The sequence below is a fragment of the Brevibacillus sp. MCWH genome (genome assembly GCF_013096935.1).
GTDB classification, from domain to species: Bacteria; Bacillota; Bacilli; order Brevibacillales; family Brevibacillaceae; genus Brevibacillus; species Brevibacillus aydinogluensis.
Window position 1 is genome coordinate 37,693 of sequence record NZ_SDLF01000005.1, and the last position, 16,330, is coordinate 54,022.

Consider the following 16,330-nt stretch of genomic DNA (forward strand, 5'->3'; position numbering starts at 1 on the left):
AACCGGCAGGATCAAAGGAGGGAGAACACGTAATTCATGGACACCGCCACACACTTTGTCATGGGCTTCGGACTGGCCGGTCTGGCCCACCTCGATCCCGTTGTGGCCGCGACGCCGGGTTTGGCGGAGGCGGTGGCGCTCGGCACCGTCATCGGCTCTCAAGCTCCTGATTTGGACGGTTTTACCCGCATCCGGGGAAGTGCCGCCTACATCCGCCATCACCGGGGAATCTCCCACTCCATTCCCGCTCTGTTTGTCTGGACGGCAGCGGTGTTTGCCCTGGTACAGGCGATAACACCGCAGACGCACTGGCTTCACCTGTTGGGCTGGATTTTTGCCGCGGTCGTGCTGCACGTTTTTGTCGACCTCTTTAACGCGTACGGAACCAAAGGCCTTTATCCCTTCCGCGACAAGTGGATCGCCTGGAACACCATCTTCATCTTCGACCCGTTTATTTTTGGCGTACATGTGGCCGGCCTGATGCTGTGGGGCGCAGGCGCGGCTCCGGGACCGCTGTTTTTCTGGATTTATGTGCTGATCGCCTGCTATTACGTCTGGCGCAGCCAGGCGCATAAGCGGACGACCGCACTGGTCAGGGAAAGCATCGGCAAGGAAGGCACGTACACCGTCATTCCCACGCTTTCCTGGAACCAGTGGACGTTTGTCATCAGGACGGAGCAGCACTGGTACGTCGGGGAAGTGCACGGCGGGGAGGTCACGATCCTCGACGTGTTTGCCGTCAAACCGGAAAACGAGCTGGTGGCAGCAGCCAAACAAAGTCCCAAGGTACAGGCGTTCTTATCGTTTACCCGCTACGCCCACGTGGAGACAAAGGAACAGCCCTTCGGCTACGAAGTGAAGTGGTTTGACCTGCGCTACCGCGCCCGCTTTCAGGGCAAGAGCCACTACATGTTTGTCGCCGTCGTCTATCTGGACAAGGAACTAAACATCCGCGACTCGTTTGTCGGCTGGATTCACCGCGGCGAGGAGCAGTTGGCCAAAAAACTGGACCCCGAAAAAGAGATTCAGCTTAACTAACGACCGTTTGACCGTAATAAAAGCGCGTGCCCTGAGAGGCAGGCGCTTTTTTGCATACCTTTGGCGCGTCATGTCACAACATCAGTCCGTCCCCGCGCCAAATTGCCAGATCACGTGGCTTAAGCTGCCCAACTGGAAGCTGAGGTGCAGCCGTTGGGCGCGGCGGTCGTCGTCGGCTGCTCCCATGGCGTAGAGAAGCGGAACAAAATGTTCGCTGCCGTGCCGGGGAACGGCCCAATTCGCATAGGGAGCCAGCTCCCGGTAGCGGTACAAGGCGGGCAGATCCCAGGCAGTCAGTGTTTCCGCGAGCCATTCTTCAAACTGGACCGCCCACTCGTCCGCCTGCCCTGGTTTGGCCCACATGTTTATTTTGGCAAAGTTGTGCACCGTACCGCCGCTGCCGATGATCAGGATGTCACGCCGGCGCAGCGCGCGTAATGCCCGGCCAATGTCGTACTGTTCTTGGGGAGTGAGGGCAGGGTTGACGGACATGGGCACTACGGGAATGTCGGCATCCGGGTACATCAGCCGCAGCACGACCCAGGCCCCGTGATCCAACCCCCGCGACGGATGGAAGCGAACCGAAACGCCTGCCGACCGCAGCAGGGCCGCCGCCTCTTCTGCCAGCAGCCGATCACCATTAGCGGGATACTGGATCTCATACAGTTCGAGGGGGAAGCCGCCGAAGTCGTGAATGGTACTGAACACGTCGGCTGAACCGATTTCCTGAACCGGACTCTCCCAGTGAGCGGAAAATATCACGATGGCCCGGGGACGTTTCAATTGGCCGGCCAACTCCTTTAACGCATCCGTATACGCGTTTTTCTCAACGGCCAGCGTGGGCGCTCCGTGGGCGATAAACAGGGATGGCAACATGTATGTTCACTCCAATTTACTTTTGTCAGTAGATTACTTTTTGTAACCATCATACCAGATGTGATCGTTTTTTACTATCCCCGTGTTTCTCCCATTTTTTCCGCGCTGAGAAACGGTGTCTGCCGCGCCCTTTGCTCAGGCGGTGTCTTCACTGGGTTGACGGCCGCCCGTCATCTGCCTGCGGCACTTCGCTCGCCAACGTAAAAAAGGCATGCCGCACAAAAACGGCATGCCTCATTCATTCACGGACCGTCAATCGTAATTACTTTGCTGCTTCAAAGCGCTTGCTTACTTCGTCCCAGTTGACGACGTTCCAGAAAGCGTTGATGTAGTCCGGGCGTTTGTTTTGATACTTCAGGTAGTACGCGTGCTCCCACACGTCCAGACCGAGGATCGGCGTTTTGCCTTCCATGATCGGGCTGTCTTGGTTCGGAGTAGACGTGATGGCCAGCTTGCCGCCGTCTACGACCAGCCAAGCCCAACCGGAACCGAAACGGGTGGTTGCCGCTTTGGTGAACTCGGCCTTGAAGTTGTCAAAGCTGCCGAAAGCCGCGTTGATCGCGTCAGCCAGCGCGCCGGACGGAGTGCCGCCGCCGTTCGGGCTCATGATTTGCCAGAACAGGGTATGGTTGGCATGGCCGCCGCCGTTGTTGCGAACCGCCGTGCGGATGGACTCCGGCAGTGCGTCCAGATTGCTGATCAGTTCCTCTACGCTCTTGGATTGCAGATCCGGATGACCTTCCAGAGCAGCGTTCAGGTTATTCACATAGGTAGCATGGTGACGTCCGTGGTGGATCTCCATGGTTTGCGCGTCGATGTGAGGCTCCAGCGCGTTGTGCGCGTACGGCAGTTCAGGAAGTTGGTGTGCCATTCTTCATTCCTCCTCGTGATATGTATGGGTCAAGCTACCACTTATTATAATGCAAGCAGAGCACTTTTACAACAAATCGGTATGCTAAGTATCGTAATCTATCAGCATATATCACGCAATACTATCTTGCAATGCGGAACCGCCGTGCTAGACTTGGAGTATTCCATATTTCCAACAGACAGGGTGATTCTTCGTGGACTTGGACGTAACAACGATCTTGTTTCTCGCATTCTTCGGTTTCGTGGCTGCCTTCATCGACAGTACAGTGGGAGGGGGAGGGCTGATCTCCCTGCCGGCGCTGCTCGGTCTCGGCATTCCCCCGTATCTGGCACTGGGGACCAACAAGCTGGCGGGAACCATTTCGTCGGCGACCAGCTCGTTTACCTTCATCCGGATGGGCAAATACGACAAAAAGCTAATGATCCTGCTGTTTCCCGTTTCGCTGATCGGGGCCTACCTGGGGGCCAAAACGGTCCTGTTTGTCCCGCAGGAAGTGCTGAAAGTACTGGTCATCGTGATGATGGCCGCCATTTTTGTCTATACGCTTATCAACAAACGGTTTGGTGAACAGTCCAGCTATAAGGGACTGACCACATTTTCGCTGGGATTGGGGATTCCCCTGACGTTTTTGATCGGCTTTTATGACGGTTTCTTTGGGCCGGGGACCGGTTCCTTTTTCGTTTTCCTGATGGTGCTCCTGTTTGGCTACGACTTTGTGATCGCCGCCGGAAACGGGCGGATTCTCAACCTGGCCAGCAACATCGCCGCGCTGTTCGTCTTTATCGTCGAAGGCAAGGTGATTTTCCTCACCGGCCTGACAATGGGGCTCGCGATGCTCTTGGGCGCCACCCTCGGCGCGCGGCTGGCGATCAAGACGGGCGTCCGCTACGTCCGCCCGCTGTTTTTGCTGGTGTCCATCGGCCTGATGACCAAAATGATTTACGAGCTGATTTTCACGTAGACGCGAGAATCGGCATGCCGGCTAGCAAACGGAGCCGGACCAATACAAAAAGCTTGGCGCATCGGCCAAGCTTTTTCATTTTTCATTCCCTTTTCGCTGTTTCAGGCGCACGATGATGCCGTCGATCAACAGACCGATCCCCGCGCCGTAAAACGGACTGGCGAAGCGAATGCCTTCGCTAATCGGCAGTTCTTTCAGATAAACGATGACCACACCGAGAATAAACCCGATCATCGTAAAGCGCAGACGGGTCGGACCCATTCATCCCCACCGCCTTACTTGCCGAATTTGTTGGGCAGCTTCATGTTTTTCATGTTGCGGCTCATTTGCTTCAGCTGTTTTTGATTCAAATTGACGCCCATCGCGCGGGCCATCGCCTGCAATTGCTTTTCATCCATCTGCATGTTCTGCAATTGCTTCTTCAGGTAATACGTGCCGCCGGCAAATCCGCCCACCAGGCCAATAATCAGCGTAACGATCGGAATTACCCAGTTGTACCAAGCCATTGATTCATTACCATCCTCTATTGGAATTACAGTCGTACCTATTGTACCACATCTGCCGCCGCTGTACATCGCGGACATGGGGAAGATCGAAAGGTTGAAAGGTTACCCGCGGCATTCCGGCGCGAACCACAGGTGCACCGGTATCAATCCGCGGCGTACCGCGTCAGCGGGGTGTCGCTCAGCCCCGAATAATTCTCTCGGGCCGATACACTCAAAAGGTCGTCCTCGGGAAAACGGTAGGCGGTCAGCATTCCGCCAAACACGCAGCCCTGGTCGATATTGAGCGTGCCGTTTTTACGTTCCGGTTGGGGCCGGGGGTCGTGCCCCCAGATGATCAGCGGATGGGTCGTTTTTCGTTCTGCCGCCCAATCCCGGCGGATCGGCCGGCCGTCCGCTCCCGTGCCGGCCACGTCTCCGTAACGGCAAAAGGTTTGTACGGCTGGAGACTCCATCCCGATGTAATCGTCGCGGATGCCGGCGTGAACCGCTACCGCTTCCAGTTTTCCGCCGTACTTGATCATCATGTGCGACGGGGAGGAAAACAGCAGCCGCCTGCTCTGCTCTTTCAGGAGCAGCGCGTTTTTCGTTCCGTACTCCTGCTCAAAACGGCGAAACTCCTCTTCCACTTTTTCATCGCCATGCGCCAGCGTAACCGGTCGCCCGTCCAGCCAGCGGGCAATCTTCCACCCGTGGTTGCTGTCCACCATCTCCGCTACGCCGATTTCGACGTGGCGGATGAAAAACTGCAGCATCTTGATCGAATTCGGCCCTCGACTGGTAATGTCTCCAAGCGAAAGAAGCGTGCGGCCGCGGGGATGGCGGTACGTCCCGTCGTGACTGCGCTCGTAGCCAAGTCGCTGCAGCAGCTCCATAAATTCGTCGTAACAGCCGTGTACGTCGCCGATAATATCGACACCCTTGTCCGCTATCAGCATTTTGGAGCGCATCCTCGGTTTGCGTTTCATGCCCATCCCCTCCTTTCCACATAACTATTATTGTCTATTGTTTACCATAAAAAAGAAAAAAACTCACCCCCTTTTTTCCGAGGTGAGCACTCCACCGTCACACGAGATTGTGTTTATGCACGTAAATGGCGGCTTGTGTTCGGTCCTCCACATCCAGCTTGGCCAAAATGTTGCTGACGTGCGTTTTGACGGTTTTGATGCCGATAATCAGCTCGTCGGCGATCTCCTGGTTGGATTTCCCCTGGCCGATCAGCTTCAGCACTTCCAGCTCACGCGGGGTGAGCTGCTCATGGGGCAGCGGCTCCTGACCGTGGCGAAAACGGGCCATGATCTTGCCGGCCACGCGGGATTCCAGCACCGGTTCTCCGGCCACGGCGGCTCGGATAGCGCGGGCGATTTCAGCAGCGCGCGAGGTCTTCAGCAGGTAGCTGAACGCCCCTGCTTCGATCACCGGGTATACCTTTTCGTCGTCGATGAAACTGGTCAGCACGATCACCTTGCAGGAGGGACACTGCTCCCGGATGCGGCGGGTGGCTTCCACGCCGCCGATGCCGTCCATGACCAAATCCATCAGGACGACATCCGGTTTCAGCTCCACCGCCAGCCGTACGCCTTCCTCTCCGCTCGCCGCTTCGGCCACCACCTCTATGTCTTCTTCCGTGGACAGATAGGCGGCCAGGCCCATCCGCACCATCTCGTGATCATCCACCAACAATACACGAATCACGGATGCTCACTCCCTTCCTGTTCCGTTTGCGGCATCACCGGGATGCGCACCTCGATTTGCGTCCCTTTGCCTACTGCAGAGTAAATGTCAAGCGATCCGCCCAATTCCGCCACGCGCTCGCGCATGCTCCGAAGACCATAGGAGGTCAGTTTTTCGCCTTCCGGATTAAACCCGACCCCATCGTCCGTCACCCTTAGCCGCACCTGTCCCTGCAGCGTAAACAGCTTCACCGCGATCTGGTTGGCGCGGGCGTGGCGCAGCGTGTTGGAAAGGGACTCCTGCAGGATGCGGAACAGATGATCTTCAATGCCGCTGGGCAAGCCTTCGACGTCTTCGATTTCCCAGGAGATCGCGAGTGTATTTTTCCGCGACAGTTCTTCCAGCAGATCGACGATCGCTTCCTTCAGGGTCTTGTTCTGCAGCGTGGCCGGACGGAGATGCAGCAAAAGCGCTCTCATCTCCGCCTGGGCCGCCGCCGCCATCTCCTCCACCAGCTCTATCTGCTGGGCAGCGCGCTGCGGATTTTTCTCCACCAGCCGCTTCAAGGCGGCCGTGGTCATCGCGATGGCAAACAACTGCTGGCTGACGGCATCGTGCAGCTCCCGGGCAAGCCGCTGCCGCTCTTCCGTAACGGCTGCCTGTTTCAACTGCTCCGCCAGCGCCGCGTTGTGATTGGACAGCCGCTGCAGCGACGCCACCTGCTCTTCCCACTGCGACGCCAGGCGGTTAAACTGCCAGCCCAGCTCGCCGATCTCGTCCGCGCCCAGATCGGGAACGCGGTAGGACAAGCGGCCGCGGCTCAGATTCATGGTCGCTTCGCCCAGCACGTACAGCCGCTTTTTCAACAGATTGCCGAAAATGTAGCCGCTGATCACGCCCAGCACCGTCCCCACGGCAAGCGAGACGGCAAAGGCTGCCAGCATGATCACCCAATCCGGCTCCGCCGGCAGTTGTATTTGCAGATTGGCGGCAAACCATTGGCTCAGTTCCGGGTCGTCTACCAATGTCGAGTAGAGGAGACGGATCTTTGGATCGTTGGCCCAGGCGATGTGCATCAATAGGAAACAGAGGAACGTGGCGGTTACCGTGCCGATGACCAGCATCAGGCCGAACCGCACATACTGCCATTGTACGCTCGCTAATCGCTGTCGACGCATCGGTCAGTACCCCCTAGATGTACTTGACTTTTATATCGCCGACAAGCAGCGAGAGTTGTAAATGGACTTTTTGAGCGGCCTGCTCGTACTGCTCGGAGCGGACCATCACACTGCGGCTGATGCCGCCTTGCCGGTGTCCAAACACTTCCAGGTCGCCTAAGCTCACCTCGGCTGTAACGGCAACCGGCATGTCGACCGGCACGTAAATGGTGACGTCCCCCACCCAGCCGTCGACAGTCAGGAACGCTTCCTCCTGCATCACCATCGCCCGCGACAGGTCGATCACCACATCCCCGATGCCGTGCCAGATGTGCAGTTCATTCAGCTCAAACCTGCCGGACGTAAGATGAAAATCGCCGATCAGGGAACTGCGGGTATCCTTGGGCCGCAGAATGCTGCCGGGGTGATGGGTCTTAACCCGTTCCTTGTAGACAGGCCCGTATTCTGTTGGCTTGGCCGAGCGTGCCGCCTTATCGTGAAACGACTTATCGTCGGGCGCGTCCCATTTCGGGGAGAAACTGCTCATGTCACCGAGCGTATCCACCCGTCCATCGCGCCGCTGCGAGCGCCCCCGGATCAGGCGGAAGCCAAAGTAGATCAACGCCAGAGGGACGAAGAAATGGAACAGCTCATGGAATCCCACGCCGAACCACATCTCCAGCGCAATCAGGATGCCAAATCCGGCCAAAAGACCGCCTCTGATGCGTTTTCGCTTCTCCCACATGCGCGCGCCGACGTACACCAATATCATCGGCCACAGGCTAAACAAACTGAACGAAATGATATGCAAGGTGTCGAGCAACAGGCCAATGCCCGTCAAGATGATCAGAACACCAGCCGTCATTTTGTGCAAGCGGGACAGTTTCACAGGAGTCTCCTCTCTTACGCCCCATGCCGCTCATTTTCCTTCCAAACTGTTACGGCATGTATAGATAAACGCAGGCGGAATGTTCAACGGCGTGAAATCAGTCTCGACCCGTTGAAAACGCGCCTGCAGCTCCGATTTCAGTTGCAGTGAGTATTGAAACGTGATGAACAGCCCATCAGGGGCCAGCGCGGATTCAATTTGGTCCAGAATGCCGGTACGCAGCGTTTCCGGAAAGATGGCAAACGGAAGGCCGGAGATGATTACGTCGGCTTTGCCCAACCTCATTTCCTCCATATACTGCCCAAGCTTTAAAGCCTCTTCCCGAATCGGCACGTCGGGAAACCGGTCGCGCAGCATGGTCCGAAACTGATGATCACGCTCAACCAGAAGGTAACGGGCGTCCGGCCGCTTCTTTTGGAGAATGGCCTGCGTAAACACGCCCGTGCCCGGCCCCAGTTCAACGATGACGCCAGCGTTTGCCCAATCCACATGGGTCAGCATGCGCGCGCAGAGAAAACGGGAACTGGGGATGATGCTGCCGACTCGGCCTGGTTCGGCAAAAAACCGTCGTAGAAACACCAAGAAGTCTGACAAAAAAAGGACCTCCTCTAGGGGAAAAGCAGCCTGTTTCCCAGGCTGCCTTAGGTTCAATTCTACATCAAACGCCGCCGTTCCTCTCGCTTACGCTTGTTCCGGATGCTGTGGCGTTTCCTTTTTATCAAGCAGGGAGGCTTTGATCTGCGCCAGTTCCGCATCCAGCTCGTCCTTCTCCCATTTGCTCAGCGAGTGGTCCAGGCCTGCGTTGGTCAGGCGCCACTGGTCGCTGAGATCCGCTTCCGCCTCCATGCGCATCACTTTTTCTTCCATCCGGGCAAATCCGCGGCTCGCCGTTTCGCTCCCCATCCCGACAATGGCCTGATTTACCTGTTTTTGCGTCTTGGCTACTTGGGCGCGGGCCATCAGGGTGTATTTTTTCGCCCGCATCTTGTAAAACTCTTCTTTCAGCTCAGCCAGCTTTTCGCGCATCTTTTGCGCCGCATCCGAAGCAGACTGATAGAGCGTCTCGTACTCCCGGGCACGCGCTTCGTACTGTTTCTTGTCGGCAAGCGCGCGGCGCGCCAGTTCGTCTTCACCCTCGCTAAGCGCCAGTTTTACCTGGCGATCCCGTTTTTCCACGAAGGCCAGCGCCTCTTCCCACTGCTGACGGAACTTCTTCTCAAGCGCCACCTGGCGGGCGACGGCCACTTCCACCTGTCCGATCTCCACTTCCATGTCACGCATGTACTGGTTCAGCATTACTACCGGATCTTCCATAGAATCCAGCACGTCATTCACCGAAGCCACAGTCAAATCACGCAAGCGTTTCAAGATACCCATCGTCACTTCTCCTCCTCATCATACCATATGATTCTCGTTGGATTAACAACCTTGTCCTGCGATCCGGCCATGCCGACGCGAGGATTACGGCTGCTGCCGCCTGGTTACACTTTTCTCCCATCGATCCAATACGTCATCGTCTTGCAGCACGCGCTGTGCCCACTGCCGCTCCCCGACGGTCGGAACCGTTTGATCCGGCACATCCCGTTGGCGAAGCAGGCGGAAGCCCAGGTACATGACACCAATGGCCAGCACGGCGTGGAACAAAACATGCAATTTGCCGATCAGCATCAGGAACCCGATCAGAAGGATCAGGCCGCCGGTAAACCGGGAACCTGAGCTGCTCATCATTTTGCGGGCGCCGTACAACATGATCAGCCCGGGAATCAGCACGCGGAGCAGCTCACTGCTGTCAATGCCAAGCTGATCGAGTATGACTAATCCCCCAATGAGCAGCAGGATCAGTCCGAGAAGCACTTTTCCAGACCGTTCGCTCATTAACTGCTTACCCTCCCATCGACTTTGTTTGGGTGTCACCCTTATGGCTTTATTGTAGACGGCTGACAGGTCTCGTCATAACGGGCGGGCGGTTGGTTTTTCCCTCCGACCCGGGGCGGAGGCACCTTCCTTCCGCAATCGGACAAGCACCCTGGCGAGATGTGGTGAACCATGCGCTGACGTGATCTGACACGAATCGTTTCCTGCTTGAGGGTGCAAATTGTGACAAAATTATGAACTCCACCAAAAAAAGACAGGAAAAATCGGACAAGTGTTGAATTGTGCTGAGGTGCGTGTAAAAAACATCGAATTTAGCCGAATTCCGCGGTGCGGAAACGGGGGACCCACGTTTTTCGGGGTGAATGGCAGCCGCCTGCCGGCCGCCTAGGGCATTCCTTTCGACCGAACCCATCAGCTAACCTCGTAGGCTTAGGAAAGGAGCAGTTTCTTTTGCGCAAAACGGTGGTTACTCTCTTCATCGCCGGGATGCTTGCAATAGGAGCAGGCGCTGCACACGCCCAGGAGGAAAAAACCCTGATGGGTGTTGTCAACAGCCTGTATGGTGTTCCTTACAAGTCGTCCGGCACAACCAAAAACGGATTTGACTGCTCCGGCTTTACGCGCTATGTGTTTCATGCGCTGGGTGTAGATCTGCCTCATTCGTCGTCTGCCCAATTCAAGTTGGGAGTACCGGTGTCCCGCAACGATCTCCAGCCCGGTGACCTGGTCTTTTTCAACACCAACGGGCACAGCGTTTCACACGTGGGCATCTACATCGGAAATGGCTTGTTTGTACACTCGGAGAGCGGCAGAGGAGTCGTCAACACGAAGCTGAACGATCCGTATTACTGGAGCAAGCGCTTTGTGGGTGCCAAGCGGATTGCGCTGCCTGCCATTGCCGAAGCTCCGCAGAATCCACAGAAAAAGAAACCTGTACAAGCAGCATCGCTGCCCGAGGCCACACAGCCGTCGCAGCAGCAAGAACAATCGACGCAACAACAGCAGAATTCACAACAACAACAACAACAACAACAACAACAACAACAACCGAATCCACAACAACAGCAGACTTCAGCACAACAGCAGTAACCGACGCACATTGAGCCAGGGACGACAGGTCTCTGGCTTTTTCTGGCTACATTTAGCACCTGGTGTCAAGAGGTAGTAACATCCATCTTTTCTACGCTGACGCGGCTTGTCCGTGCGGGTGCCAGGAATCTGTCCCCCGCATCAGGACGAACCGTGATATTATGATGAAAGAAACAGGACCAGAACACATCTGGTGACTGGGGGAGAGTTCCGGTGAAAGACCATGTTTTGATAGTGGACGACAATGAGGAAATTCTCGAAATGCTGGAAGATATTTTGGGAAGCGAAGGATACGATGTGTCCACGGCAGTAAACGGTGAGCAGGCGTTGGAGCTGTTGAACGCAGGCACCAAGCCCAATCTGATTCTGCTTGACATCATGATGCCCGGCATGAGCGGCTATGAGCTCTGCTCGCAGATTCGCCGCGAGTGGGAACTGCCCATCCTTTTTCTCAGTGCCAAGGGCAAGGCGGTAGACAAGGTGGTCGGCTTTGAGATCGGAGCCGACGACTACATCACCAAGCCGTTTGACACGGAGGAATTGCTTGCCCGCATCCGCGCCCACCTGCGCCGCTACGAACGCATTCGCCGTTACAGTGAGGAGGCGGCAGAGAAAGAGAGAGCAGCATCCTCCATTACTGTCCTGAAGTTCAAGGGGCTGGAAATTCACAAGGAAACGTACTCCGTTTACGTCAACGACCAAAAAGTTGATCTGTCCACCAAGGAGTTTCAACTGCTTACCTTTCTGGCCGAAAACGCGGGCATCGTCTTTACGCGGGAGCAGATTTACGACCGCGTCTGGGGCTACGGATACGGCTCGCTCAATACGGTTACCGTGCACATCAAGAACCTGCGCGAAAAACTGGAGAAGGATCGCCAGTTCATCAAAACGCAATGGGGGACGGGGTACGTGTTCATCGGGGAGAAAGTGTAGATGAGCATCCGAAAGAAGCTGTTCCTCTCGTTTATCGGCTTGATCACACTCAACCTGCTTTTGTTCAAGTTCGTTTTTGAGGACATCATCGTCGAGCAGTTGAAGACGGACCGGCACAACCAGTACCGGTATGAAAAGGAAACGGCGGAAAAGGTGCGGGTCAATCAGTTGTTGAACTCCAGCGTGTTCAAGGACCCGTCCGAGCGGCGGGAGCTGGAGACACAGCTTCCGGAAGACCTGATGTACAAAATGGTCGTCACGGATGCGGACGGCAACGCCATTTACATCAAGACATCTCAGGCTTACAACCTGAAAAACCCGCATACAGCCAATCCCGCCGCCCAGGAGAAAAGCGATCTGAAAGTGGTGGCGGAATACCACTTTCAGCACGAACCCCCGCGTCAGGGACATACCATCATCTACTTTTACACGGATGAATCGGACATTCTCGCCACCAAAGGCGTCTCGATGATGCTGTGGTTCATCTACGGCAGCATCGCGCTGGTCGGCCTCATTCTGCTCACCTTCTTTGTCCGTTGGATCTTGCGGCCGGTCAGCGAACTGTCCCGCGTGACCCAGGAAATCCGTGAAGGCAAGCGCTACGTCTCGTTTAGCTACCGCTCGCAGGACGAGTTTGGCCAGCTGTTCGACTACTTTTCCGACATGGTAAACGAGCTTCGCGAGGCCGAAGACCGACAGTCCGAACTGATCTCGGCCATCGCCCACGACTTTCGCACGCCGCTGACGACCATCAAGGGCTATGCCTCCTACATCGGCTCGGGACGCGTCACCGATGTCAAGCGCATTCAAAAACAGATGCGCAAGATCGAGGAAAAAACGGCTGATCTGGAAAAGCTGCTGGACGAGCTGCAGGATTTTAGCCAGCAAAGCTTGGAGATCAAGCTGAACATCAGCCGCATCCACGTAAAAAGTTTTGTCAAAGGCGTCATCGAAGACTACCTGGTGCGCATCAAGGAGGCGGGGCTGTCGTTTCAGTGGAAGCTGCGCGTCTCCAACGAACTGCACATCGAGGCGGACGAGGCCAAACTGCGCCGCGTGCTGGAAAACCTGCTGAACAACGCCATCTACTACAACAAGCCAAATGGGTCCATCCTGCTTACCTGCGATCAGCGGGACGGGCACGTGCTCTTTTCCGTGATCGACAAGGGAGAGGGCATCGCGCCGGAGGACCTGCCCAAGGTGTTCACCAAATTTTACCGCGCAGAAAAATCACGCAACCGGAACAACGGCGGCACCGGCCTGGGTCTGCCCATCTGTCAGAGCATCGTCCAGCGCCACGGCGGCGTGATCACCGCAAGCAGCGAGCTGGGCGTGGGCAGCTGCTTTTCCTTTACGATCCCGTTTTTTCAACCATAATTTATTTCAATTTATTGATGGTTAATATTCACTTTATTTTTATCTGATACAGTATCTCTTGTAAGCAAGCATGTTGCTTTCCGTGATAAATAACCCCCATTTTTGGTATCTGACATCAAGCGGTCATGCTCGGTGGAAAGATGCCTCTTTTTTTATCCCCCTTTATTTCCGCACCTCCAGCCGCATCTTCAACCCGTTTTTCGGACGCAAGGTAACCAGCGGCTCCGGCTCCACCCGCTGTCCCGGTTCGGCCAGCCGCAGGCGGAAGCGCTGGGCGATCGTGGCCAGCAGCAGCGCCGCCTCCATCAGCGCAAAGTTGTTGCCGATGCAGATGCGCGGCCCGCCGCCAAACGGAAAGTAGGCGAATGCGGGAATTCGCTTCAGCAAATCGCCGCCGAACCGTTCCGGGATGAATTGGTCCGGGTTGTCGAAATAGCGGCTGCTGCGGTGCATCACATACTGACTCATCATCAGCGTCTCACCCGGACGGTACACGTGCCCTCCGATCTCCACTTCGTCCACCACTTCCCGGTTAATCACCCAGGCCGCGGGATAAAGCCGCAGGGTTTCGCTGATGATCTGATTGGTATAGACAAGCCGCGGGACATCCTCTGCCGTCGGCAGCCGTCCGCCCAGCACCTCGTCCAGTTCTGTCCACAGCTTTCGTTCCGCTTCGGGATGGGTGGCCAGCAGGTACCAGATCCACGACATGGTGTTGGCGGTCGTCTCGTGGCCGGCGACAAAAATGGTCATCACCTCGTCACGTACCTGCTCGTCTGTCATGCCCTGCCCGTCCTCTTCGTCACGCGCGGCCAGCAGCATGGCCAACAGGTCGTTCCGTCCTTCCCCGCCATTCCTCCGCCGTTCCTCGATGATCTCGTATATGGTTTTGTCCAGCGTCTTCGCCGCCTCCTGAAACTTCTGGTTTTGCGGCGTCGGCACGCCGAGCGGAATGTCGATTATCGCCGAAGCCTTGTTCGACACGTACTGCAGCCCGATTTCGATGGCGCGGCCGATCTTCTCGACACCTTCCGTCAACCCTTTGCCGAACATCGTCTCGGTGATAATCGCCAGCGTTACTTTCATCATGTCTTGGTGCACGTCACGGATATCGCCGTCTTTCCACCGGTCCATCATGGCGAGCCCCTGACGGACCATCACGTCGGCGTAAGCGGCGATCCGCTCCCGGCGAAAAGCAGGCTGCATCAGCCGGCGCTGCCGCATGTGCTTTTGTCCCTCGCTGGTGAGAATGCCGTCTCCCACCACTGCACGCGCCACCTGCAGTCCTTTGGCCTTGCGAAAGTGGGCCTGTTTGGTGACCAGCACTTCCTTGATGTGTTCGGGATTGGTCAAGAGATACATGTGCCGGCTGGGACCAAAACGAAAATGGACGACATCGCCGTGCTGTTCCGCAGCCCTCTGCAAAAAGCCGAGTGGATCGCGGCGAAAGGCGAGCAAATGGCCGGATATGGGCAGCCCTTTGGGGGCGGGAATCGTTGTCAGGTTCATCGCAGACATCCTTTCCCAGTATCAGTGCTCGTCTCTAGTATCCATCCGGCCCGGCACCTTATACCACAAACGCCCTTGGGCAGCGTCAAAAAAACAAACCGCCTGAATTATCAGGCGGTCTCTCTTCTGTTTACGAAAGGGTCGGCTTGTCCACCTGCACCAGCCGGTTGGACACCAGCCGCTCGCGCACCTTGATGCCGATCCAGGCGGCCAGCACGGCCTTGATGACTCCCACCAGCAAAAAGGAAACGCCGCCGCTCATGATCGCGGCGCTCCACGGAATGTCCAGCACGTACTTGAGCTGAATCACGCCGCAAACCAGTGTCACAACCATGCCGACGTGGTTGGCCACCAGCGCCCAGCCAATGGAGAATCGGGTTTTCTCCAGGATCAGGCCGGTAATGTAGGCAGTCAGAATGAAACCGAAAATGTATCCACCGGATTTGCCGGCCAGCACCTGGAGTCCGCCGCTCGCCCCCGAGAAAACCGGCAGACCGACCGCGCCCAGCAGCACGTAAATGATCATCGCCAGCGTGCCGTACCGACTGCCGAGAATGGTGGCGGCCAAACCGACCGCCAGTGTCTGTCCGGTAATCGGAATCAGCGGCAGGGGAATTGTGATTTGCGAAAAAACGGCCGTCACAGCGGCAAACACAGCAGATAAGAGCATCCATCTCAATCGTTCGTTTCTCATGGTAACCTCCCGTTTTTGTCAACCAAAACATAAGATGAGTTAACACTTTAATCATAATGCCTGTCCGAACAAATGTAAATGGCAAAACGGGAGGTATTGAGGCACGCCGAATCGTCAGGCAGACAGGCGGGAGACTCGCGCTTTCCATTCCCGATCGTTTCGGCTATGCGCGGCGGTCGCAGTACGCCTGGAGGTGAATCAGCGAATCGACCGTGTGATCGATCAGGCGGCGCAAGTCCTCTATGTTGCCCTCGTCGATCTTGCGGTGAAAATCGAGCGTGATCTGATTGGCAAAGCGCTGCGGCGGCCACTCCTGCCGATGCTCGTCTAAACGCGCCTTGACCGTCTGCGTGATGTGCGGCCGGTGTCCCCACACCTCGTTGAGAATCGCGGTGATCGCTTCTGTCTCCCGCGGCACGTCGCTGATCTCCAGGAAATAATGGATGCAGATCGTGCAGCCCACATGCTCTGTCAGCGGCTTGTCCAGCTGCTCCGCCGCAATGTCTGCCAGCGAGGTGCGCAGCTGGATCTGCGCCGTCACCGCCGTGTCACCATCAGCCTTACCTGCCTGACGGAATTCAATCTGAAACAGCCGCTCAAATGTAGCCAGGTCCATCACGTCGGAGCGGCCCGTGATGATGATGGCTCCCTCGAAATCCCGATCGTACACCACTCCTTCCAGCACGACCCGGATATTGTCGAACACCAGCGGATGAAACACCTCCGCTCCTCCTTTCCATCCGAATGGCACACGCTACTAGGATGCCCGTCTTTTTTCCGTTTGGCAAGAACGACTTATACTCCATTATCTATACACAATCCATAAACTGGTATAGTATTAAATCAACATCCAGTTATCTGACTGCCTGTCTGCCAACACCACA

General features: G+C 56.3%; 19 protein-coding genes and 1 riboswitch. Of the genes, 5 read left to right on the top strand and 14 right to left on the bottom strand.

All coding sequences use genetic code 11. The annotated features are described in order from the left end of the window. Window positions 1-36: 36 nt before the first annotated feature. Window positions 37-1,038, top strand: coding sequence for a metal-dependent hydrolase (locus ETC00_RS06045; RefSeq protein WP_171565060.1), 1,002 nt, complete (start codon window positions 37-39; stop codon window positions 1,036-1,038). An 81-nt stretch (window positions 1,039-1,119) separates the two neighbouring features. On the opposite strand, the gene ETC00_RS06050 is transcribed toward ETC00_RS06045, so the two are convergent. Beyond that, window positions 1,120-1,914, bottom strand: a complete 795-nt coding sequence (locus ETC00_RS06050; protein ID WP_171565061.1) for a dioxygenase family protein — start codon at window positions 1,912-1,914, stop codon at window positions 1,120-1,122. A gap of 262 nt (window positions 1,915-2,176) precedes the next feature. Next, entirely contained in the window at window positions 2,177-2,785 is a 609-nt protein-coding gene (locus ETC00_RS06055; RefSeq protein WP_171565062.1) for a superoxide dismutase, read from the bottom strand. Window positions 2,786-2,978: 193 nt separating this feature from the next. Here ETC00_RS06055 and ETC00_RS06060 point away from each other — a divergent pair, with 193 nt between their 5' ends. Then, entirely contained in the window at window positions 2,979-3,746 is a 768-nt protein-coding gene (locus ETC00_RS06060) for a TSUP family transporter (RefSeq protein ID WP_171565063.1), read from the top strand. Between the two features lie 75 nt (window positions 3,747-3,821). Here the strand turns inward: ETC00_RS06060 and ETC00_RS06065 are convergent, their stop codons facing one another. The 9 genes from ETC00_RS06065 to ETC00_RS06105 form a co-directional block, all read right to left on the bottom strand. Beyond that, a complete protein-coding gene (locus ETC00_RS06065) occupies window positions 3,822-4,007 on the bottom strand; it encodes a hypothetical protein (RefSeq protein ID WP_171565064.1) in 186 nt (61 codons plus the stop codon). 14 nt (window positions 4,008-4,021) lie between these two features. Continuing rightward, a complete protein-coding gene (locus ETC00_RS06070) occupies window positions 4,022-4,252 on the bottom strand; it encodes a YneF family protein (protein ID WP_171565065.1) in 231 nt (76 codons plus the stop codon). A gap of 143 nt (window positions 4,253-4,395) precedes the next feature. After that, window positions 4,396-5,217, bottom strand: a complete 822-nt coding sequence (gene prpE / locus ETC00_RS06075) for a bis(5'-nucleosyl)-tetraphosphatase PrpE (RefSeq protein WP_171565066.1) — start codon at window positions 5,215-5,217, stop codon at window positions 4,396-4,398. Between the two features lie 97 nt (window positions 5,218-5,314). Next, window positions 5,315-5,944 carry a response regulator gene (locus ETC00_RS06080; protein WP_171565067.1) on the bottom strand — a complete coding sequence of 210 codons (630 nt, stop codon included), beginning with the start codon at window positions 5,942-5,944 and terminating at the stop codon, window positions 5,315-5,317. Continuing rightward, entirely contained in the window at window positions 5,941-7,101 is a 1,161-nt protein-coding gene (locus tag ETC00_RS06085; RefSeq protein WP_171565068.1) for a HAMP domain-containing sensor histidine kinase, read from the bottom strand. Before ETC00_RS06085 ends, ETC00_RS06080 begins: the two co-directional genes overlap by 4 nt. Before the next feature lie 13 nt (window positions 7,102-7,114). After that, the gene (gene liaF / locus ETC00_RS06090) at window positions 7,115-7,969 is read right to left on the bottom strand and encodes a cell wall-active antibiotics response protein LiaF (protein ID WP_171565069.1); all 855 of its coding nucleotides are present in this window, start codon (window positions 7,967-7,969) and stop codon (window positions 7,115-7,117) included. A 30-nt stretch (window positions 7,970-7,999) separates the two neighbouring features. Next, entirely contained in the window at window positions 8,000-8,563 is a 564-nt protein-coding gene (locus tag ETC00_RS06095; protein WP_171565070.1) for a class I SAM-dependent methyltransferase, read from the bottom strand. 87 nt (window positions 8,564-8,650) lie between these two features. Next, on the bottom strand, window positions 8,651-9,346 hold the full coding sequence (locus tag ETC00_RS06100; RefSeq protein WP_171565071.1) for a PspA/IM30 family protein: 696 nt from the start codon (window positions 9,344-9,346) through the stop codon (window positions 8,651-8,653). Between the two features lie 84 nt (window positions 9,347-9,430). Then, window positions 9,431-9,844, bottom strand: a complete 414-nt coding sequence (locus tag ETC00_RS06105) for a LiaF transmembrane domain-containing protein (protein ID WP_171565072.1) — start codon at window positions 9,842-9,844, stop codon at window positions 9,431-9,433. A 303-nt stretch (window positions 9,845-10,147) separates the two neighbouring features. Then, window positions 10,148-10,289, top strand: a riboswitch (cyclic di-AMP (ydaO/yuaA leader). 5 nt (window positions 10,290-10,294) lie between these two features. Here ETC00_RS06105 and ETC00_RS06110 point away from each other — a divergent pair. The 3 genes from ETC00_RS06110 (at window position 10,295) to ETC00_RS06120 (ending at window position 13,243) form a co-directional block, all read left to right on the top strand. Then, window positions 10,295-10,933, top strand: coding sequence for a C40 family peptidase (locus ETC00_RS06110; protein ID WP_171565073.1), 639 nt, complete (start codon window positions 10,295-10,297; stop codon window positions 10,931-10,933). Window positions 10,934-11,146: 213 nt separating this feature from the next. Continuing rightward, window positions 11,147-11,866, top strand: coding sequence for a response regulator transcription factor (locus ETC00_RS06115; RefSeq protein WP_171565074.1), 720 nt, complete (start codon window positions 11,147-11,149; stop codon window positions 11,864-11,866). Next, entirely contained in the window at window positions 11,867-13,243 is a 1,377-nt protein-coding gene (locus ETC00_RS06120; protein ID WP_171565075.1) for a sensor histidine kinase, read from the top strand. It begins immediately after the preceding gene. Between the two features lie 162 nt (window positions 13,244-13,405). On the opposite strand, the gene ETC00_RS06125 is transcribed toward ETC00_RS06120, so the two are convergent. From ETC00_RS06125 to ETC00_RS06135, 3 genes are all read right to left on the bottom strand, one after another. Next, complete coding sequence (locus tag ETC00_RS06125) at window positions 13,406-14,752, bottom strand: cytochrome P450 (protein ID WP_171565076.1); 1,347 nt, start codon at window positions 14,750-14,752, stop codon at window positions 13,406-13,408. 130 nt (window positions 14,753-14,882) lie between these two features. After that, window positions 14,883-15,446 carry a biotin transporter BioY gene (locus tag ETC00_RS06130; protein WP_171565077.1) on the bottom strand — a complete coding sequence of 188 codons (564 nt, stop codon included), beginning with the start codon at window positions 15,444-15,446 and terminating at the stop codon, window positions 14,883-14,885. Window positions 15,447-15,609: 163 nt separating this feature from the next. Next, window positions 15,610-16,167, bottom strand: coding sequence for a hypothetical protein (locus tag ETC00_RS06135; RefSeq protein ID WP_171565078.1), 558 nt, complete (start codon window positions 16,165-16,167; stop codon window positions 15,610-15,612). Between the last annotated feature and the right edge of the window lie 163 nt (window positions 16,168-16,330).